This is a genomic window from Kitasatospora sp. HPM-01-4 (assembly GCF_051374625.1).
Classification (GTDB): Bacteria; Actinomycetota; Actinomycetes; order Streptomycetales; family Streptomycetaceae; genus Kitasatospora.
Genome location: NZ_JBPQGP010000005.1, coordinates 5,419,104 through 5,439,002 on the forward strand (window position 1 = coordinate 5,419,104; position 19,899 = coordinate 5,439,002).

General features: G+C 72.4%; 15 protein-coding genes. 9 read left to right on the plus strand and 6 right to left on the minus strand.

Translation table 11 applies throughout. From position 1 onward, the window contains the following. Nucleotides 1-56: 56 nt before the first annotated feature. The 3 genes from ACSMTC_RS23620 to ACSMTC_RS23630 form a co-directional block, all read right to left on the minus strand. Nucleotides 57-1,622, minus strand: a complete 1,566-nt coding sequence (locus ACSMTC_RS23620; RefSeq protein WP_436561710.1) for an MDR family MFS transporter — start codon at nucleotides 1,620-1,622, stop codon at nucleotides 57-59. 351 nt (nucleotides 1,623-1,973) lie between these two features. Next, nucleotides 1,974-2,216 carry a hypothetical protein gene (locus ACSMTC_RS23625; protein WP_436561711.1) on the minus strand — a complete coding sequence of 81 codons (243 nt, stop codon included), beginning with the start codon at nucleotides 2,214-2,216 and terminating at the stop codon, nucleotides 1,974-1,976. Nucleotides 2,217-2,235: 19 nt separating this feature from the next. After that, nucleotides 2,236-3,435 carry an inorganic phosphate transporter gene (locus ACSMTC_RS23630; RefSeq protein ID WP_436561712.1) on the minus strand — a complete coding sequence of 400 codons (1,200 nt, stop codon included), beginning with the start codon at nucleotides 3,433-3,435 and terminating at the stop codon, nucleotides 2,236-2,238. 342 nt (nucleotides 3,436-3,777) lie between these two features. On the opposite strand from ACSMTC_RS23630, the gene ACSMTC_RS23635 reads away from it, so the two are divergent. After that, complete coding sequence (locus tag ACSMTC_RS23635; protein ID WP_436561713.1) at nucleotides 3,778-5,220, plus strand: C40 family peptidase; 1,443 nt, start codon at nucleotides 3,778-3,780, stop codon at nucleotides 5,218-5,220. Nucleotides 5,221-5,410: 190 nt separating this feature from the next. On the opposite strand, the gene ACSMTC_RS23640 is transcribed toward ACSMTC_RS23635, so the two are convergent. The 3 genes from ACSMTC_RS23640 to ACSMTC_RS23650 form a co-directional block, all read right to left on the minus strand. Continuing rightward, a complete protein-coding gene (locus ACSMTC_RS23640) occupies nucleotides 5,411-7,714 on the minus strand; it encodes an FdhF/YdeP family oxidoreductase (protein ID WP_436561714.1) in 2,304 nt (767 codons plus the stop codon). A 64-nt stretch (nucleotides 7,715-7,778) separates the two neighbouring features. Continuing rightward, complete coding sequence (locus tag ACSMTC_RS23645; RefSeq protein ID WP_436561715.1) at nucleotides 7,779-9,845, minus strand: FAD/NAD(P)-binding protein; 2,067 nt, start codon at nucleotides 9,843-9,845, stop codon at nucleotides 7,779-7,781. Continuing rightward, complete coding sequence (locus tag ACSMTC_RS23650) at nucleotides 9,842-10,795, minus strand: amino acid ABC transporter permease (protein ID WP_436561716.1); 954 nt, start codon at nucleotides 10,793-10,795, stop codon at nucleotides 9,842-9,844. The genes ACSMTC_RS23645 and ACSMTC_RS23650 overlap by 4 nt, the downstream gene beginning before the upstream one ends. A gap of 652 nt (nucleotides 10,796-11,447) precedes the next feature. Between ACSMTC_RS23650 and ACSMTC_RS23655 the strand changes: the two genes are divergently transcribed. From ACSMTC_RS23655 to ACSMTC_RS23690, 8 genes are all read left to right on the plus strand, one after another. Further along, nucleotides 11,448-12,599: an LLM class flavin-dependent oxidoreductase gene (locus ACSMTC_RS23655; RefSeq protein ID WP_436561717.1), complete on the plus strand. Its 1,152-nt coding sequence runs from the start codon at nucleotides 11,448-11,450 to the stop codon at nucleotides 12,597-12,599. Continuing rightward, the gene (locus tag ACSMTC_RS23660) at nucleotides 12,596-13,087 is read left to right on the plus strand and encodes a GNAT family N-acetyltransferase (protein WP_436561718.1); all 492 of its coding nucleotides are present in this window, start codon (nucleotides 12,596-12,598) and stop codon (nucleotides 13,085-13,087) included. The genes ACSMTC_RS23655 and ACSMTC_RS23660 overlap by 4 nt, the downstream gene beginning before the upstream one ends. 21 nt (nucleotides 13,088-13,108) lie before the next feature. After that, nucleotides 13,109-14,047: an ABC transporter substrate-binding protein gene (locus tag ACSMTC_RS23665; RefSeq protein ID WP_436561719.1), complete on the plus strand. Its 939-nt coding sequence runs from the start codon at nucleotides 13,109-13,111 to the stop codon at nucleotides 14,045-14,047. 29 nt (nucleotides 14,048-14,076) lie between these two features. After that, complete coding sequence (locus tag ACSMTC_RS23670) at nucleotides 14,077-15,072, plus strand: amino acid ABC transporter permease (protein ID WP_436561720.1); 996 nt, start codon at nucleotides 14,077-14,079, stop codon at nucleotides 15,070-15,072. A 1-nt stretch (nucleotide 15,073) separates the two neighbouring features. Further along, nucleotides 15,074-15,838, plus strand: coding sequence for an amino acid ABC transporter ATP-binding protein (locus tag ACSMTC_RS23675; protein ID WP_436561721.1), 765 nt, complete (start codon nucleotides 15,074-15,076; stop codon nucleotides 15,836-15,838). Between the two features lie 25 nt (nucleotides 15,839-15,863). After that, on the plus strand, nucleotides 15,864-16,853 hold the full coding sequence (locus tag ACSMTC_RS23680; RefSeq protein ID WP_436561722.1) for an ABC transporter substrate-binding protein: 990 nt from the start codon (nucleotides 15,864-15,866) through the stop codon (nucleotides 16,851-16,853). A 101-nt stretch (nucleotides 16,854-16,954) separates the two neighbouring features. Then, nucleotides 16,955-17,380, plus strand: a complete 426-nt coding sequence (locus ACSMTC_RS23685) for an SRPBCC family protein (protein WP_436561723.1) — start codon at nucleotides 16,955-16,957, stop codon at nucleotides 17,378-17,380. Nucleotides 17,381-18,132: 752 nt separating this feature from the next. Beyond that, the gene (locus tag ACSMTC_RS23690) at nucleotides 18,133-19,845 is read left to right on the plus strand and encodes a DUF885 domain-containing protein (protein ID WP_436561724.1); all 1,713 of its coding nucleotides are present in this window, start codon (nucleotides 18,133-18,135) and stop codon (nucleotides 19,843-19,845) included. Nucleotides 19,846-19,899 lie beyond the last annotated feature (54 nt).

The window sequence follows — 19,899 nt, forward strand, 5'->3', positions numbered from 1 at the left end:
CCGGGCCGCCGTCACGGCGACCCGGGCCCCTCCGTCCGTACAGGTGCCTTCGGTGCTCAGTCCTTGACCAGCTGCGGCTCCGCCTGCTGCGCCGGCGCCTCCTCCTGGCGGGTCCGCAGCGGCACCTCGCGGATCAGCAGCACCACCAGGAAGGCCACCAGCGCGAACGGCGCCGCCACCAGGAAGACCTCCGCCACCCCGTGCCCGAAGGCGTCGGTGACCAGCGGCACCACCGGCTTGGGCAGCCTGTGCAGGTCGGGGATCTCCCCGCCGCCGGCCGCGGCCGCGGCCGCCGGGTTGATGTGCGCGGCGACCAGGTTCTCGGTCAGGTAGTGGGTGACCCGGTTGGAGAGCAGGGCACCGAGCGCCGTGACACCCATCGCACCGCCCATGGTGCGGAAGAAGGTGACCGCCGAGCTGGCCGCGCCGAGCTCCTTGCGCTCCACGGTGTTCTGCACCGCCAGGACCAGGTTCTGCATGGTCAGCCCGAGGCCGACACCGGTCAGTGCCATGAAGAGGGCGAGCATCGGGTACGCGGTGTCGTCCCGGATGGTGCCCAGCAGTGCGAAGCCGGCGGCGAGCAGGAAGGTCCCGGAGACCAGGTACGCCTTCCACTTGCCGTACCTGGTGATCAGCCGGCCGGCCACGGTGGAGGAGACGGCCAGGCCGAGGATCATCGGCAGGGTCATGAGGCCGGCCATGGTCGGCGACTTCTCCCGGGCCAGCTGGAAGTACTGGCTCAGGAAGGTGGTGGCGCCGTACATCCCGATCCCGACCAGGGCGCTGGCGATCGCGGCCAGCGAGAAGGTCCGGTAGCGGAACAGGCTCAGCGGGATGATCGGCTCGGCGGCCCGGCTCTCGGCCAGGACGAAGAGTGCGGCCAGCACCAGGCCGCCCGGGACCATCACGGCGGTCTGCCAGGAGATCCAGGCGTAGTTCTGGCCGGCCAGGCTGATCCAGATCATCAGCAGGCTGACGGCTCCGGCGATCAGCAGCGAACCCAGGTAGTCGATCTTCACCTCGCGCTTGGTGACCGGCAGCTTCAGGGTCCGCTGCAGCACCAGGATGGCGATCAGCGAGAACGGGATGCCGACGTAGAAGCACCAGCGCCAGCCGAGCCAGCTGGTGTCCACGATGACGCCGCCGATCAGCGGGCCGCCGATGGTGGCCAGTGCGAACACCGCGCCGAAGTAGCCGCTGTAGCGGCCTCGCTCGCGCGGCGAGACCATCGCGGCCAGGCAGATCTGGCCGAGCGCCGTGACACCGCCCGCGCCGATGCCCTGCAGGACTCGGCAGGCGATCAGCTCACCGGTGTTCTGGGAGAGTCCGGCCAGGGCGGACGACACGATGTAGATCACCAGGGCGACCTGCACCAGCAGCTTCTTGCTGACCAGGTCGGAGAGCTTGCCCCAGATCGGGGTGGAGGCGGTGAGCGAGAGCAGCGCCGCGGTGATCACCCAGGTGTACGCCGCCTGGCCGCCGTGCAGGTCGTTCAGGATCCGGGGCAGGGCGTTCGACACGACGGTCGAGGAGAGGACCGCGACGAACAGACCGAGGAGCAGGCCGGAGAGGGCTTCCAGTACTTGGCGATGGGTCATGGATTCGGTCGGGGAGTCGCTCATCAAGGTCCTTCACTGGGATTCGTTGCCTTAGGCAACCATAATCCGAGATGGTTGAATTTGGCAACCTTCCTGGTGGCAAAGTAAAGCCCGCCGGTCAGGGCGGGCGAAGCGGAGTGCGGACGGCGTCCGGGGCTCGGGCGTCGGGTGTGGCGGTGCGTCCGTGTCCGGTCGGGCCCGACTGGGCGGGCCGCCTGGTCGGGCCAAAAACGCCTCAGGGGCGCGGGTGCCGCGCGAACGACCGCGCCCTCCGTAGAGGGCCGATCGCGCGGTACCCGCGCCCCTGAGTGGCGCGTGTGTCCGGGGACTTCCGAATCTCGCGGCTCCCCTTGCCCCGGCGGGCTCGCCCCGGGGTCAGCCGGCGATGAGGGTGAGGCAGTAGAGGACGGCGCCCGCGCAGGCCGCGAAGCAGAGCGAGGCGAGGGCCAGGCTGCCCTTGCCCGCCGAGCCGCCGTCGGCGCCGGCGGCCTGCACGGCCGCCTCGCGGCGGGAGAGGGCGAGGACGCCGAGCGAGAAGACGGTGACCACGGCGACGGTGATGGCGAAGCTGGCGCCCGCGGTCTGGGCCAGCGCGGCCCACTTGATGGTCATGCTCATGGGTGACTGCCTTCCGGGATCAGGCTGCGACGGTGGTCGAGGCGGCGGTCGGGGTGGTGGCGGGGGAGGCCGGGGCCACCTCGACGGTCTCGACGGGCGCGGTGGCGCTGACGGAGGTCACGTCGTTGACGTTGTCCGCGTGCACCGGCTGGCGGCGGGAGACGAGGTACATCGCGCCCGAGCCGATCACCAGGGCCGCGCCGACCAGTACGACACCCCAGGTGCCCTGGTCCACGATCACGGCGGCGAGGCCGGAGACGACGGCGGCGGCGGGCAGGGTCAGGCCCCAGGTGTAGACCATGCGGCGGGCCATGGCCCAGTTCAGCCGGGGGTTGCGGCCGCCGAGGCCGGCACCCATGATGCCGCCGGAGCAGACCTGGGTGGTGGACAGGCCGTAGCCCATGGCCGAGGAGGTCAGGATGACGGTGGCGGAGGCGCTCTCGGAGGCCAGGCCCTGCGGCGGACGGATGTCGGCCAGGCCCGAGCCCATGTTGCGGATGATCCGCCAGCCGCCCATGTAGGTGCCGAGCGCGATGGCCGCACCGGCGGTGGCGATCACCCAGACCGGCGGCGTCGCACCCTTGTGCAGGGCACCGGCGGAGACCAGGGTCAGGGTGATGATGCCCATGGTCTTCTGGGCGTCGTTGGTGCCGTGGGCCAGCGAGATCAGCGAGGCCGAGAACATCTGGCCCTTGCGGAAGCTCTTGTCGGTGGCCTTCTCGTCGGTGCGCCGGGTCACCAGGTAGGCCAGCTTGGTGGCGCCCCAGGCGGCCAGACCGGCCACGATCGGGGAGGCCACGGCCGGGATGACGATCTTGGACAGTACGGTCCCGAAGTTCACGCCGCTCATGCCGGTGCCGACCACGGTGGCGCCGATCAGACCGCCGTAGAGCGCGTGCGAGGAGCTGGAGGGCAGGCCCCTCAGCCAGGTCAGCAGGTTCCAGAGGATGGCGCCGACCAGCGCCGCGAAGATGATCGAAGGCTGGATGCCCGCCTTCTCGTTGACGATGCCGCCGGAGATGGTGCTGGCGACCTTCACGGAGAGGAAGGCACCGGCGAAGTTGAGGACCGCCGCGATGGTGACCGCGACCTTGGGCTTGAGTGCTCCTGTGGCGATGGAGGTGGCCATCGCGTTGGCAGTGTCGTGGAAGCCGTTGGTGAAGTCGAAGGCGAGCGCCGTGATGATCACAACGGCCACCAGGAACGTGATGTGTTCCATACCCAAACAATCGTCGTAGTTGTCGACCTGACAGAGCTGACAGCGGGACCGTAGGGACGGTTGGTGAACGGAAGGTGAACTGGACCGGGAATTGTGGTTCCGATCATGGCGTGACGGTTGCGCAGAGGGGGCTGGAACATGACGGCCGAGCCTCTGACGTGGGCATTTGTCGGTGATCAGACGATTTGACGGGATCCGGGTGAGACGGGACTCACAGCGGACCTGAGAATTCATCAGTCCGGTATGGACAGCCTCTGTCTGTGACGGCCCGGGCATGGCAGGATCAGCCGGTAACTCGTGGGTAACGAAGTCCGGCGCCGCCGGGCAGGGGAGGGCCGGCCGATGGGCGCTGCGGCACAGCAGGTCGAGACGACCGGCGGCGGGGCAACCCGCACCAGGCCATGGGTGCGCGCCGCGCTGCGTTGCGGGGCCGTGCTGGCGGCGGCCGCCCTCGCGCTGCCGGCGGCCGGTGCGGCGTACGCGGCCCCGGAGCCCGGGCCCACCGTCACCGTCGCACCCGGCGCCGATCCCCTGGCCGGTGCCAAGGCCACGCTCCTCCCGCTCCTGCAGCGGCTGCACCAGCTCTACACCGAGGCCGAGGCGGCCACCGAGACGTACAACACCGGCGTCGACAGGCTCCGCAAGCAGCAGGCCGCCGTCACCGACCTGGGCGTCCGGCTGGCGAAGCAGCAGGCCGCCGTGGACGCCGGTTCCGACCTCGCGGCCCAGCTCGCCGCCGCCCAGTACCGCAACGGCAACGCCTCCCAGTTCGCCGATCTGCTGCTGGCCAAGGACCCGTACGAGGCGGTGGTGGTCGCCGAGCTGCTGCAGGCGGCCGGGCGGTCGCAGTCGGTGTTCCTGGACAAGCTGAAGGCCGACCGGGATGAGCTGGACGGGCTGCAGCGGCAGGCCCAGAGTGCACAGGTGCAGGCCCAGGCGCTGGCCACCCAGCAGGAGCGGGCCAAGAACGAGGCGGCCAAGCGGCTGCAGGACGTCGAGGACATGGTGGGCTCGCTCACCGGTGCGCAGCGCGACGAGCTGGCTCAGCTGGAGAAGGAGCAGGCCGACGAGGCGCAGCTGGCCTTCCTCGCCTCCGGTGCGCTCGGCCAGGGGGAGCGCACCCCGTCGGCCGCCGGGCGCAAGGCGGTCGCGTACGCGCTGGGGCAGCTGGGCAAGGACTACGTCTGGGGCGGGGAGGGGCCGGAGGTCTTCGACTGCTCCGGGCTGACCTCGCAGGCGTGGCTGCACGCGGGCCGTCCGATCCCGCGGACCAGCCAGGAGCAGTGGGCCGGGCTCCAGCACGTGCCGCTCAACCAGCTGCGGCCCGGCGACCTGGTGATCTACCACGTCGACGCGACCCATGTGGCGATGTACATCGGCGGCGGTCTGGTGGTGCAGGCCCCGCACACCGGGTCGGTGGTGAAGATCTCGCCGGTCGGGATGCTGCCGATCCTCGGCGCGGTCCGGCCCGACCCGGGGGCGGCGGCGGACGAGCAGGGCGGGGCGTGGAAGGTGCCGGCCGCCGTGGCCGCGGCGGCGGACGAGGTGACTCCGATCAAGCCCGCGAAGCCGTCCACCCTGCCGAAGCCCGCCCCGACCAACTCCCCGCAGCCCACCGGGACGCCGTCCGGCACTCCGTCCGGCACTCCGTCGAACTCGCCGTCGGCCTCGCCCTCGGCCGCCGCGCCGGGCACGCCCTCAGGCTCCCCGTCCGGGTCCGCCTCGCCCTCGCCGTCCGGCTCGCCCTCGCCCTCGGACTCCCCGTCGCCCTCGAACCGGAGCTGACCGGAACCGGAGTCGACCGGAACAGGAGTCGACCGGAACAGGAGTCGACCGGAACAGGAGTCGACCGGAACAGGAGTCGACCGGAACGGGAGTCGACCGGAGCACGAGCCTGCCCGCGCTGACCGGCACCCGAGCCCGCCCGCGCTGACCGGTGCCGGGGCCGGGCCCCGGCACCGGTCGGGCCCGGCCGTCAGGCGGGCGGTGCCGCCCCGTCGGGAGCGGTGTCGGCCTCGAAGCGGATCACCACGGCCTTGGAGGTGGGCGTGTTGCTGATGTCCGCCGTCGAGTCCAGCGGGACCAGCACGTTGGTCTCCGGGTAGTACGCCGCCGCCCCGCCCCGGGCCACCGGGTAGTGCACCACCCTGAAGTGCGGCGCCCGGCGCTCCACGCCGTCCCGCCACTCGCTCACCAGGTCCACGTAACCGCCGTCGGCCAGTTCGAGTTCGGCGGCGTCGGCGGGGTTCACCAGGACCACCCGGCGGCCGCCGGTGATGCCCCGGTAACGGTCGTTCAGGCCGTAGACGGTGGTGTTGTACTGGTCGTGCGAGCGCAGTGTCTGCAGCAGCAGCCGGCCCGCCGGGACCTCTGGGGCGGTGAGCGGGTTGACCGTGAAGTTGGCCTTGCCGGTGGCGGTCGGGAAGGTACGGCTGTCGCGCGGACCGTGCGGGAGGGTGAAGCCGCCCGGGCGGCGCACCCTGGTGTTGAAGTCCTCGAAGCCCGGTACGACCCGGGCGATCCGCTCCCGGACGGTGTCGTAGTCGGCGGCGAACTCCTCCCAGGGCAGCGGGTTCTCCGGCCCGAGGGCGGCGCGGGCCAGCCGGCAGACGATCGCCACCTCGGAGAGCAGCTCGGGGCCCGGCGGGCGCAGCCGTCCGCGCGAGGAGTGCACCACGCCCATCGAGTCCTCGACGCTGACGAACTGGTCGCCCTTGGCCGTACGGTCCCGGTCGGTGCGGCCGAGGGTGGGCAGGATCAGCGCGCGGGCGCCGGTGACCACGTGCGAGCGGTTGAGCTTGGTGGAGACGTGCACGGTCAGCCGGCAGCGGCGCATCGCCGCCTCGGTCACCTCGGTGTCGGGCGTGGCGGCGACGAAGTTGCCGCCCATCGCGAAGAAGACCCCTATCCGGCCGTCGCGCATCGCCCTGATGGTGTCCACCGCGTCCAGGCCGTGGTGGCGCGGCGGCTCGAAGCCGAACTCCCTGCCGAGGGAGTCCAGGAAGGCGTCGCTGGGCCGCTCGAAGATGCCCATGGTCCGGTCGCCCTGCACGTTGCTGTGCCCGCGCACCGGGCAGACCCCGGCGCCCGGGCGGCCGACGTTGCCGCGCAGCAGCAGGAAGTTGACCACCTCGCGGATGGTCGGCACCGAGTGCTTGTGCTGGGTCAGGCCCATCGCCCAGCAGACGATGATCTTCTCGGAGGCCAGGACCAGCCGGGACAGCTCCTCGATCTGCCCGTACGGCAGTCCGGTGGCGGCCTCCACCTCCGCACGGTCGGTGGTCCCCGCCTCGGCCGCGAACTCCTCGAAGCCGAGGGTGTGTTCGGCGATGAAGTCGTGGTCGGCGGCGCCCTCGGTGGTGAGCAGGATCCGGTTGAGGGCGCGGAAGAGCGCGAGGTCGCCGCCGAGGCGGATCTGCAGGAAGAGGTCGGTCAGCTTGGTGCCCTGGCCGATCAGGCCGCGGGCGTTCTGCGGGTTCTTGAACCGTTCGAGACCGGCCTCGGGGAGCGGGTTGACGCTGACGATCTTCGCCCCGGCCCGCTTGGCACGCTCCAGTGCGGAGAGCATCCGGGGGTGGTTGGTGCCCGGGTTCTGGCCGGCCACGATGATCAGGTCGGCCTGGTAGAGGTCCTTGAGGTGGACGCTGCCCTTGCCCACGCCCAGGGTCTCGGTGAGGGCCGAACCGGACGACTCGTGGCACATGTTGGAGCAGTCGGGCAGGTTGTTGGTGCCCAGCTGCCGGGCGAACAGCTGGTACGCGAAGGCGGCCTCGTTGCTGGTCCGGCCGGAGGTGTAGAAGGCGGCGGCGTCCGGGGTGTCGAGGCTTCGCAGCTCCTCGGCGACGATGGCGAAGGCGCGGTCCCAGGAGACCGGGAGGTAGTGGGTGGCACCCTCGTCCAGCAGCATCGGCTGGGTGAGCCGGCCCTGCTGACCCAGCCAGTAGCCGGACCGCCCGGCCAGGTCGGCGACCGGGTGGGCGGCGAAGAAGTCGGCGGTGAGCCGGCGTTCGGTGGCCTCCTCCGCCACCGCCTTGGCGCCGTTCTCGCAGAACTCGGCGGTGTGCGTCTTGCCCGGTTCGGGCCAGGCGCAGCCCGGGCAGTCGAAGCCGTTCGGCTGGTTCACCTTGGTGAGGGTGGCGAGGGTGCGGCCGGGGCTCATCTGGGCGCCGGCCATGCGGAGGGTGTGGGCGATCGCGGGCAGGCCGGCGGCGGCGCGCTGGGGTGGGGACACCTGGGGTGCGTCCTGCACCGGGTCGCTCTGCGGGGCCTGCTTGGCCATGACTGCCACCTCCTGCTCACCAGGGCCCCCGCACCCTCGCCGGGACCGGCGGCAATCCTTTCACCTACGACGCCCGGCCGGGGAGGGGGAGTTTTTCGGGCGGGTGTTCCAGTGCCGGAGCCGTCCGGGGCGCGGCCGGGTTCCTCGGCAGGCCGTGGCGGCCGGGGGAGAGCGCGGCATCGGTACCGTCCGCCGCGCGCGGCTTCCCGTGCCGGAGCCGTCCGGGGTACGCGGCATCGGTCCCGCCCGCGAGGGCGCGGAGCAGGGTGCGGGCGGCGGCGTCGTTCTGGCGGAAGGCGGGGGCGTTGGTGAGCGGACGGGCGAAGGCGGCGTAGGCACGGCCGTTGGTGTGCGGGCCCAGGGCGGTGCGCCGGGGGTGCGGTCCGCCGTCGAGCGCGGGGTCGAGGACGCGGCCGTCGGCGGGGGCGGTGGTGAGGAGGCCCGAGCGGTGGGTGTGGCCGGCGTCGGCCACGACCTCCTCCTGGATCCGGCCGCTGCGGTGCAGGGCGCGCAGGACCGGGTCGCCGGTCCTCTCCAGCGCGTGCCTGGGGAGGTAGCCCTCGATCAGGGCGGTGGCCCGGACGGTGTGCCCGGGCACGCTCGGACTGGTGGCGAGGAAGGTGCCGGTCGACTCGTCCTCCTCGACCCGGAGGTCCGCGCCGAGGAACCGCAGTACGCCCGCCTCGGAGAGGGCGAGCAGCTGGCGCAGCCGGAACCCGGGCGGCCCGGAGGCGAGGAAGCTGAAGAACCCGGTCCACCAGCCGTCCAGTTCGGTGGCGACCGAGTGCGCGGTGAGCCGTCCGGCGGCGGTCAGCCGGGGCAGCTGGGTGTAGAGCGAGAGCAGGGCGAGGAAGGCGCCGAGGTCGGCGCTGTGTCCGGGGTCGGCGCGGCGGTCGGCGTCGGCGGTGATGTGGTCGCGCAGGTGCCGCTGGAGCTCCTCGGGGCCGGTGAAGCGGAGGTGGGCCAGTGGGCGGTCGAGGGCCTCGAAGTCGAGCCGGTCGGCCGGGTCGGGAACGGACTCGGCGATCAGGTCGGTGAGGCGGGGCTCGTACCAGCCGTGGCGGTCGTAGCGGGCGAGGAAGTCGGTCCAGGGGAGCGTGGTGCGTTCGGGGTGGGCGTGGAACAGCTCGTGGTAGTGCCCGAAGCCGATCTCCTTGGCCATCAACGGCCAGACGTCGCGCCGGAGTTCGAGCCGTCCGGGTCGGGCGATCAGGCCGTCGACCACGGCGGCGTCGAAGTAGCGGGGCAGCGGTGCGGGCGGGCCCTGGAGCCGGTAGCCGGTCTTGGAGTGGTACGGGACGCCGCGCCGGGAGCCGGCGTGGATCACCGGTTCCCGTCCGGAGGGGCGGTAGCGCAGCCCGCTGGCGGTCTCCTCGTAGCGTCCGCCGCGTCCCTCGGTGAGCAGGGCGACCAGGTCGACGAAGGCGAGGCCCAGGCCGCGCAGGATCAGCTGCTCGCCGGGGGCGACACCGGAGAGGTCCACGTCGGAGGAGAAGGCGGGCGGCAGGTGGAAGCGGCCGTGCCGGGCGGCGAAGGCTGCCGCGGCGGCGTGCTGCGGTTCGGGCGCGGAGTCGAGGTGGCCGATGGTGAGCACCACCTGGTCGGCGGCCAGCACGCGGTCGGAGAGCCGCACCAGCTGCGGGCCGTCGGCGGGTCCGGTGACCGAGCGGGCGGTGTCCCGGTGGACGGTGACGGTGATGTGCGGGGGCAGGTCGGCGACCGCGCGGCGGAACACCCAGTCCAGATAGGCGCTCTGGGCCCGGCGGGTGGGGAAGTCGGTGGGGGCGAGGGTGCGCAGCTCCGCCCGTACGGCGGGGTCGGCGACCGGGACGTACGGGGCGAACTCCTCGGGGCTGCGGGCCCATCGGGCGAGGGAGGGGCCCGGCCGGACGGGCCCCTCGACGGCCGAGGACTCGTCGGTGAACATGGTGACGTCCTCGGCCATCGAGTTCATCCGCAGCAGCGGTGACTGCTCGTACCGCCAGATCCGCCCGCCGCCCGGCGGGTGCGGATCGACCACATGGATCTCCAGGTGCCGGTCGGCGGGCAGCAGTTCGGCGGCGTTGGCGGCGATCCGCTCCAGCAGTCCGGTGCCGCGCGGGCCCGCGCCGATGATCGCCAGGGTGCTCAACGCCGGCCTCCCGTCGCCGAGTCGGCGTACGAGCGGAGGCGTTGCAGCGGGGTCGGCGGCAGGGCGCCCCGGGTGGTGCCGCGCGCGTAGTGGCGTTCCAGGTAGTACTGCCCGACGGAGAGCACGCTGGTGACCGCGACGTACCAGAGGGTGGCGACCAGCAGCAGCGGGATCACCTGGTAGGTCTGGTTGTAGATGACCTGCGCCGAGTACAGCAGGTCCTGTACGGCGAGCACGCTGACGATGCTGGTGCCCTTGAGGGTGCCGATCAGCATGTTGCCGGCGGCGGGCACGATCGAGCGCATCGCCTGCGGGACGACGATCCGGCGCAGTACCCGGGAGCGGCGCAGCCCGAGCGACTGGGCGGCCTCCAACTGGCCCTGGTCGACCGAGAGGAGCCCGCCGCGCACCACCTCGGCGGCGTACGCGGCCTCGTGCAGGGTCAGCCCGATCACGGCGGTCAGCGTGGGGCCGAGCAGGTTGACGGTCTTCACGCTGAACAGCTCGGGGCCGTACGGGATGCCCAGGCTCACGGTCGGGTAGAGCGCGCCGATGTTGAACCAGAACAGCAGCTGGACCAGGAGCGGGGTGGCCCGGAAGACCCAGACGTAGCCCCAGCTCAGCGTCCGCAGCACCGGGTTGCCGGAGAGGCGGCAGACGGCGAGCAGGGTGCCGAGGGCGAAACCGAGCACCATCACGACGGCGGTCAGCCAGAGCGTGAGCACCAGGCCGTTCACGATCGCGGCGGTGGTGAAGTACCGGCCGACCACGTCCCACTGGAAGGCCTGGTTCCGTACGACCGAGTCGAGCAGCAGCGCGAACAGCAGCAGCACGGCGGCGGAGGCGATCAGCCGGCCCGGGCGGCGGCGCGGCACGATCGGCGCCTCGGCCTCGGCGGCGGGGGCGAGCGGTGGGGCGGAGGCGGGCAGGAGGTCGTGCGTGGTGGCCATCAGAGGGGCTCCAGAGGTGGGCGTACCGGGCAACGGCCGTCACACGCACTGGCCGCGCCCCTCAACGCGGCCGGAGCCGACGCGACTTGGCGGGCTCCTCAGTGCACACTCACTCCGGCAGGATCGTACGCATGCCCGAACCGGCACTGTCAAGGGACACCGGGCGGCGGTCGCACCGGCGGACCGGCCGCGCCCCCGGTGGGGTGGCGCCTCGCTGAGAGGCGCGCCGGACCGGTCGGTCTAAGTTGCAACTTTCCCGCAACAGACGGTGGTTGACGGATCCCGAGAGTCACTGTTCAACTTGACGGCATGAACGCCGAGCAGCCCCTGGTCACGCGCGGCCACATCGACTTCGGTCGGGTGTGGTCCGCCGCGTGTTGCGGCTGACCCGGCAGCGGGCCGTCTGACCGGCCCTCCCTCTCCCTCGGAGACCTCCCTCGGTGCCCCGTTCGCGGGCCGGGACCGCCGTCCGCCCGGACGGTTCGCAGGCGCACGCTGCCGCCTTCCCCGCTCACTCCAGCTGATCCGCCGTCACTCGCCGCCCCTTCCGGCTCCCCCCGACTCCACCCGAGCCTGTCCGGCCGCCGCCGCGCCGCACCCTGCCCGCGTGCGCCGCCTCCGGCCGGCGGGCACTACCGAAAGGCCCTTCCCCATGCCCGTCGAGTTCCTCGGCATCGCCGCCACCGGCGACGGCTCGGAGACCAACGCCCGCACCACCGCCGCCTTCGACCGCGACTACACGCTGCGCCTGGCCCGCGCCCACGAGGAGCACGGCTGGGACCGGGTGCTCTTCGCCTACGGTTCGGGCTCGCCCGAGCCGGCGGCCGGTGCCGCGTTCCTCGCCTCCAGGCTGGACCGGCTGCAGATCCTGCTCGCCCACCGGCCGAACGTCTCGTACCCGACCTTCGCGGCCAAGACCTTCGCCACCCTGGACCAGATCAGCGACGGCCGCCTCACCGTGCACTTCATCACCGGCGGCAACGACCACGAGCAGCAGCGCGAGGGCGACTTCCTCACCAAGGACCAGCGCTACGACCGCACCCGCGAGTACATCCGGATCGTCAAGAAGATCTGGACCACGCACGAGCCCTTCGACCACGAGGGCGAGTACTACCGCTTCAACGACTTCGTCTCCGACGTCTTCCCGGTCCAGCAGCCGAGGCCGGGCGTCTCCTTCGGCGGCTCCTCGCCGGCGGCGTACGCGGCCGGCGGCGCCGAGGCGGACGTCTACTGCCTGTGGGGCGAGCCGCAGGCCCGGACCGCCGAGCAGATCGAGAACGTGAAGGAGGCCGCGCGGGCGGCCGGGCGGAGCGACGTGCCGAGGATCCAGGTGGCGTTCCGGCCGATCATCGCGCCGACCGAGGAGCTCGCCTGGGAGAAGGCGTACCGGACGGTGGACCGGATCAAGGCCCGGAAGTCCGACGGCCTGGTCCGGCACCGCCGGCTGAACGGGGAGAAGCCCGAGAACACCGGCTCCCAGCGGCTGATCGAGATCGCCGAGGCCGGGGAGCGGTACGACCGGGCGCTGTGGACCCCGACTGCCGCCGCGACCGGCGGGGGCGGCAACTCCAACGCGCTGGTGGGCACCCCCGAGACGGTCGCGCAGGCGCTGCTGGACTACTACGACCTCGGCGTGGACATCCTCTCCGCCCGCGGCTACGACCTGCTGGACGACGCGATCGACTTCGGCCGGTACGTGATCCCGATCGTCCGCGAGGAGGTCGCCAAGCGCGACGCCGAGCGCGCCGCCAAGGAGGCGGCCCGGGAGAACGACCGGCGGCAGCTGCTCGCGGCTCAGGTATGAGGCTGCTCACCGAGGTCCGGAGGGTCGGCCTGGACGACCGGATCACCGAACCCCTGGTACGCGAGCTCACCCATGAGTACGTCAGCCGCTACGGGCCGTCCGCGCACCAGGAGATGGCCCGCTACCCGGCCGCCGCGTTCGCGCCGCCGGACGGCCTGCTGCTGCTCCTGCTGGAGGACGGCGAGCCGGTGGCCGGCGGTGCGTACATGCGGTACGACGAGCGCACCGCCGAGCTGAAACGGGTGTGGACGCACTCCCAGCACCGCCGCCGGGGCCTGGCCCGCCGGGTGCTGACCGAGCTGGAGGCGGCCGCACGGCAGGCCGGCTACCGGCGGATCCACCTCACCACCGGACCGCTCCAGCCCGAGGCCAGGGGCCTCTACCTGGCCGCCGGCTACACCCCGCTGTTCGACGTGACGGCCGAGGCCCTCGGCCCGCTGCCGTTCGAGAAGCACCTGACCGACCGGACACCCACCGACCCCGACTGACGTACGAGAGGACCGGATCCCGTGAGACGCCCGTTCCCGGCCGCCGCCGCCCTGCTGCCCGTCCTGGTGCTGACCGCCTGCGGCGCCACCCCGGCCGCCACCGACACGGCTGCCGTGGCCGGGAGTTCGGCCGTCGCGGCGGCGGGCCAGGACGTGGTCTCGGGGGTGCGGAAGGTCGACGCCGTCGCCGCCCTGCTGCCCGAGGAGGTCCGCAGGGCGGGCACCCTGCGGCTGGGCGGCGCGGTCGGCAGCCCGCCCACCGCCTTCTACCCGGACCCGGCCACCCGGAAGGCCGCCGGTCTGGACGTGGACGTCGCCGACGCCGTGGCCGGGGTGCTCGGCATCACCGTCCAGCACGAGACCGCCGCCTTCGAGACCATCCTGCCCGCCCTCGGCAGCGGCAAGTACGACGTGGGCACCGGCAACTTCGGCGTCACCGCGGCCCGGCTGAAGAGCGTCGACTTCGTCACCTACATCGACGACGGCCAGGGCTTCGCGGTCCGCAAGGAGGACACCTCGCTGCCGCCCGTCACCGACCTCGTCCAGCTGTGCGGCCTGACCATCGGCACCGGGGTCGGCACCACCTTCGAGTCCACGCTCAACGCCAGGAAGAACGTCTGCACCGACGTCGGGAAGAAGCCGTACGAGGTCAAGGCGTACTCCGACGGCGGCGCGCTGCTCACCAGCCTCCGCCAGGGCAAGGTCGACACGGTGATGTCGACCATCAACGGCCTGCGCTACCAGGCGTCCCAGCCGGCCTCCGGGACCCGCTTCCTGAGCGAGTTCCACCGGCTGGACGTCGGCTTCGCCTTCAAGAAGGGCTCGCCGCTCACCCCGGCGTTCCAGGCGGCGGTCAACCAGCTGATCAAGGACGGGACGTACGACCGGATCCTGCGGAAGTGGGGCACCGAGGACTCGGCCGTCACCGAGTCGAGGATCAACCCGCCCGAGCACCAGTGACGTCCGTCCCCCTCGAAGGAGCGCCCCCCTTGACCACCGCCGCCGCCCGCACCGCCACCACCGGGACCCCGCCGCCCGCCAGGGTGACCGACGGCCTCGCCGACCTGCCCGTGGTCCCCGCCCGGCACCCCTGGCGCTGGCTCGCCGGGGCGGCGGCGCTGGTCGTGGCCGCCCAGTTCCTGCACGGCCTGGCCACCAACCCGGGCTGGGACTGGCAGACCTTCAGCGCCTTCCTGACCGCCGGCACCATCCTCAAGGCGGTCTGGATCACCGTCCAACTCACCTGCTACGGCACGGTCCTGGGCTTCGCGCTGGGCGCGGTGGTGGCCGCGCTGAGGCTCTCCCGCAGCCCGATCCTCCAGACCATCGCCTGGACCTACATCTGGGCGTTCCGCTCGATCCCGCTCATCGTCCAGCTGGTCTTCTGGTTCAACCTCTCCTACCTCTACAGGCGGCTCGGCATCGGCGTCCCGTTCGGCCCGACCGTGTTCACCTTCGAGACCGTGGACCTGCTCGGCGCCCTCGGCGCGGCCGTGCTCGGGCTGGCGCTGCACCAGGCCGCGTACGCCGCCGAGATCATCCGGGCCGGGGTCCTCGCGGTGGACGCCGGGCAGCTGGAGGCCGCAGCCGCGCTCGGCATCCCGCGGCTGCGGCAGGCCTGGCGGATCGTACTGCCGCAGGCGATGCGGTCGATCCTGCCGACCGCGGGCAACGAGGTGATCTCGCTCTTCAAGGGCACCTCGATCGTCTACGTGATGGCGATCGGCGAGCTCTTCTACCAGGTGCAGGTCATCTACGGCCGCACCGGGCGGGTGGTTCCGCTGCTGATGGTGGCCACCGTCTGGTACGTGGTGCTGACCACGCTGCTGACGATCGGCCAGTACTACGTCGAGCGCTACTTCGCCCGGGGCGCCGAGCGCACCCCGCCGCCGACACCGCTGCAGCGCGCCCGCGCCTTCGCCGACCGGCTCCGGACCACCCCGCCGACCGCACCGACCGCACCGACCCCGATCGGAGACCGCTGAGATGAGCACGACCATGGTGGACGTCCGCGGCGTCCACAAGAGCTTCGGCCGGCTGGAGGTGCTGCGCGGCGTGGACCTCCAGGTGCCCGCCGGGTCGGTGACGGTGGTGCTCGGACCCTCGGGCTCCGGCAAGTCCACCCTGCTGCGCTCGATCAACCACCTGGAGAAGCTCGACCGGGGCCACGTCGCCATCGACGGCGAGCTGATCGGCTACCGGCGCGTCGGCGGCAAGCTCCACGAGCTGCGCGAACGCGAGGTGCTGCGCCAGCGGACCCACATCGGCTTCGTCTTCCAGAACTTCAACCTCTTCCCGCACCTCACCGTGGTGGAGAACCTCGTCGAGGCGCCGGTGGCCGCCCTGCGCCGGCCCAGGGCGGCCGCCCGTGCGCACGCGCTGGAGCTGCTCGCCCGGGTCGGCCTGGCCGACAAGGCCGACGCCTACCCGCGCCAGCTCTCCGGCGGCCAGCAGCAGCGGGTCGCCATCGCCCGTGCGCTCGCCCTGGAGCCCAAGGTGCTGCTCTTCGACGAGCCCACCTCGGCGCTCGACCCCGAGCTGGTCGGCGAGGTCCTGGACGTCATCAAGGGCCTGGCCGGCACCGGCACCACGATGATCGTGGTCACCCACGAGATCGGCTTCGCCCGCGAGGCGGCCGACACCGTGGTCTTCATGGACGGCGGAGTGGTGATCGAGCAGGGCCCGCCCGCCGCCGTCCTGGACGACCCGCAGCACGAGCGCACCCGCGCCTTCCTCTCCAAGGTCCTGTGAACCCCGTCACCGCTGGAGCCAGAACATGACACCGCCCCGCCGCGCCCTGCTCGCCGCCTCCGCCGCCCTGGCGGCCGCCCTGCTGCTGACGGCCTGCGGCAGCGGCCCGGACACTGCCCTGGCCGGGGCCGGGGCCGCCCGGAGCGACGTCGCGCCGGACGGGACCAAGGTCAACCTGACGGCCGATCAGAAGCGGGTGACCACGGCGAAGGTGGACGCGATCGCCGCCCTCGTCCCGGAGGAGATCCGCGGACGCGGCACCCTCCAGGTGGTCGACTCGGTCAGCTCGGTGCCGCCGCTGGACTTCCGCGCCACCGACGACAGGACGGTCATCGGCGTGGAACCCGACATCGCCTACCTGATCGGCGACGTCCTCGGCCTGAAGGTCGAGCTCAACCCGGTCTCCTGGGAGAACGTCTTCGTCGGGCTGGACAGCGGCAAGTACGACGTCGGCATCACCAACATCACCGTGACCGAGGCCCGCAAGCAGAAGTACGACTTCGCCACGTACCGCCTGGACGTCCTCGGCTTCGAGGCGAAGAAGGGCGGCGGCTGGCGGATCAACGGGCCCGAGGACGTCGCCGGGCACACCATCGCCGTCTCCTCCGGCACCAACCAGGAGAAGCTGCTGGTCGCCTGGAACGAGGCCAACGTCAGGGCGGGCCGCAAGCCGGTGGACATCAAGTACTTCCAGAACTCCTCCGACTACTACCTCGCCCTCTCCTCCGGCCGGATCGACGCCTACCTCGGCCCCAACCCGACCGCCGCCTTCCACGCGGTGCAGACCGGCGAGACCGAGGTCATCGGCACCTACTCCGGCGGCGGCGACCAGGTGCTCGGCAAGATCGCGGCCGCCACCAGGAAGGACAACGGCCTGGTCAAGGCACTCGCCGGGGCGATCGACGCGGTGATCAAGAACGGTACGTACGCCCAGGTGCTGAAGCGCTGGGGCCTGGAGGGCGAGGCCGTCCCCAGCTCCGAGATCAACCCGCCGGGGCTGCCCGGGAGCGGGTGATCCGGGCCGTCGGCAGCCCGTTGGTTGCCGGGTGGCGGGCATCAGCGCAGGCTGGAAGGTACCGATGGCCCGGGTGGCCGGGCCGGGAGGCGAGGCTTCCGATGAGCAGGCTCGAAGAACAGATCGACATCGATGTGCCGGCGCAGGAGGTCTGGGCGCAGCTGCACCGCATCGACGAGTATCCGAAGTTCGTGGAGGGCGTGAGGAGTGCCGCCGCACACGGCAGCAGCCGAGCCCATCTCGACGTCCGGATCGGCGACGAAGAGCAGGCGTTCGAGACCAGACTGGCCGACCGCGGCGGTCAGGTCATGGACTGGACGGTGGACAAGCCCGAGCTGAAGTGCGCCTTCGCCGTGAACCCGCTGGACGAGGAGCACACCCAGCTCCAGATCCGGCTGGAGTACGACGCGGAGGCCGTGCGGTCGACCTTCGGCGGTCCCAAGGGGTTCGCCCAGGTCCACGCGATCGAGGAGGCGGTCCGGAGCGACCTGGAGAAGTTCAAGGACCTGCTGGAGAACCGCAGGTAGCGCTGGACGGCCCCGGGGCCCGGCCGGATATTCGGCCCCGCCCGCCGTGGTGCCCGGGTGCCGCCGCCGGTCTGGACGCCGACCCGGACTCCGAGCGAACTCCGTTCGATCCGGCGGCACTTGGGCATCGCGGCGGGAGCTCAGGGCGCGGTATCGCCGGGTGCTCGGCGCGGACGGTGATCCGGCCGCGGCGATCCGTGAACTGCTCCCGCCGGTGGACGAGTTCGCCGGCGAGTGCCTTCCGGACGACCCGTGTGCCCTGTGCGCCCGGTACGGCCTGGCCCGCCGGCCGGCCTCCGCCGGTCGCCCGGCCGAGGCCGCCGGCCCGCTCCGCGGCATCCCGACCGCCGTCGGCCCGGCTCGGGGTGCGGTTCGGGGCCGCTGTAGCCTCGGAAGTCCGGGGCGGGCATCGTCAACCGAAACGATCATTGCCTAACCCGCCCTCAGGACCCCGCCCGGAACCACTCGGGCGGGGCCCTCCCGTCCTGCCGTCGGATCACGGGCGGCCGGACAGGGTCCGCGTCCGAGCCGCGACCGGGCGAGGGGACAGGCCGCCCCGGGAGAGCCGGGCCGCTCCACTTCCGCCCGGCACCACTGACCGGTTCGTGTGCCTCCGACGGTCCCGGTCGCCGCCGTCCGGCCCGGGGGAAGCCGGCCGGCTCCGAACGGCACCGGAGGCCGATCGGGCCGCAACGGTCAAGCAACATGCAAAAGCCCCTTGAAAACCGGCTCAGCTGCGAAAAGATGGCCGAATGGTTGAAGAACTGATCGACTCTCACGCGGATGGCAGCACCCCTCGCCGCATCGCCGACGCCTTCGTCCACGAGCTCGCCGACCTCGACCCGCTGGTCGCGGTGTACCTCGGACTCAACCCCGAGGACGACCGGCTCCCCGACCTCTCCCCGGCCGGCCAGGAGAAGGTGGCGGACCTCAGCCGCCGTACCCTCGCGCAGCTGGACGAGGTGGAGGCCGCCGGCACCGAGCTCGACGACGCCGAGCGCCGCTGCGCGCGCCTGCTGCGCGAGCGGCTCACCGCGGAACTCGCCGTCGACGACGCGGGCGAGAACTTCCGCGCCGTACGCAACCTCGGCTCTCCGCTGCACAGCCTGCGTGAGGCCTTCACCCTGATGGGCACCGACACCGACGAGCAGTGGGCGGTCATCGGCCGCCGGCTGGCCCGGGTCCCGCTGGCGGTGCGGCAGTACCGCGAGCGGCTCGCCGAGGGTGTCGAGCGCGGTCTGCTGGCCGGTCCGCGCCAGGTCACCACCGTGATCGGGCAGATCGCCGAGTGGGTGGAGGGCGAGGTCCCCGGCGGCTGGTTCGGCACCTTCGTCCAGGGCGCCCCCGAGGCGCAGCACGAGGCCCTGAGCGCCGCCGCCGTGGCGGCCACCGAGTCCATCGCCGAGCTCGGCGACTGGCTGCGCGACGTCTACGGTCCGGCCGCCGCCGGGACCCCGGACGCCGTCGGCCGTGAGCGCTACGCCCGCTGGGTGCGGTACTGGACGGGTGCCGAGCTCGACCTGGACGAGGCGTACGCCTGGGCCTGGAGCCAGTTCCACGACCTGGACGCGCAGATGCGCGCCGAGGCGGAGAAGGTGCGCCCGGGCTCCACCCCGATGGAGGCCATGAAGTGGCTGGAGACCGACGGCCCGGCGGTCAAGGGTGAGGAGGAGGCCCGCGCCTTCCTCCAGGGCCTGATGGACCAGGCGATCAACGACCTCCAGGGCACGCACTTCGACCTGGCCGACCCGCTGCTCAAGGTCGAGTCGAAGATCGCCCCGCCCGGCAGCGCCGCCGCGCCGTACTACACCGCCCCCTCGCTGGACTTCTCCCGCCCGGGCCGCACCTGGCTGCCCACCCTCGGCAGGGACAGCTTCCCGGTCTGGGACCTGGTCTCCACCTGGTACCACGAGGGCGTTCCCGGCCACCACCTCCAGCTGGCCCAGTGGACGTACGTCGCCGACCGGCTCTCGACCTACCAGGTCACCCTGGGCGGGGTCAGTGCCAACCTGGAGGGCTGGGCGCTGTACGCCGAGCGCCTGATGGACGAGCTGGGCTACCTCACCGACCCCGGCCACCGGCTCGGCTACCTGAACGCGCAGATGATGCGCGCGCTGCGGGTGATCGTGGACATCGGCATGCACGTGGGCCTGGACTTCCCCGCCGACTCGCCGTACAAGCCGGGCGAGCGGATGCTCCCGGACGACGCCCGGGAGTTCTTCGGCCGGTACTGCGGGCTCTCGTCCGAGTTCCTGGACAGCGAGCTGGTCCGCTACCTCGGCATGCCGGGGCAGGCGATCGGCTACAAGCTCGGCGAGCGCGCCTGGCTGCAGGGCCGTGCCGCGGCCAAGGCCAGGGCCGAGGCCCGCGGCGAGGAGTTCGACCTCAAGGCGTGGCACATGGCGGCCCTCTCGCAGGGCTCGCTCGGCCTGGACGACCTGGTCGCCGAGCTCAGCGCGCTCTGAGCCCGGGTGCGCCCAGGGGGAGCCGCGCGACCGGCCCGGCAGCGGGCCGGGGCG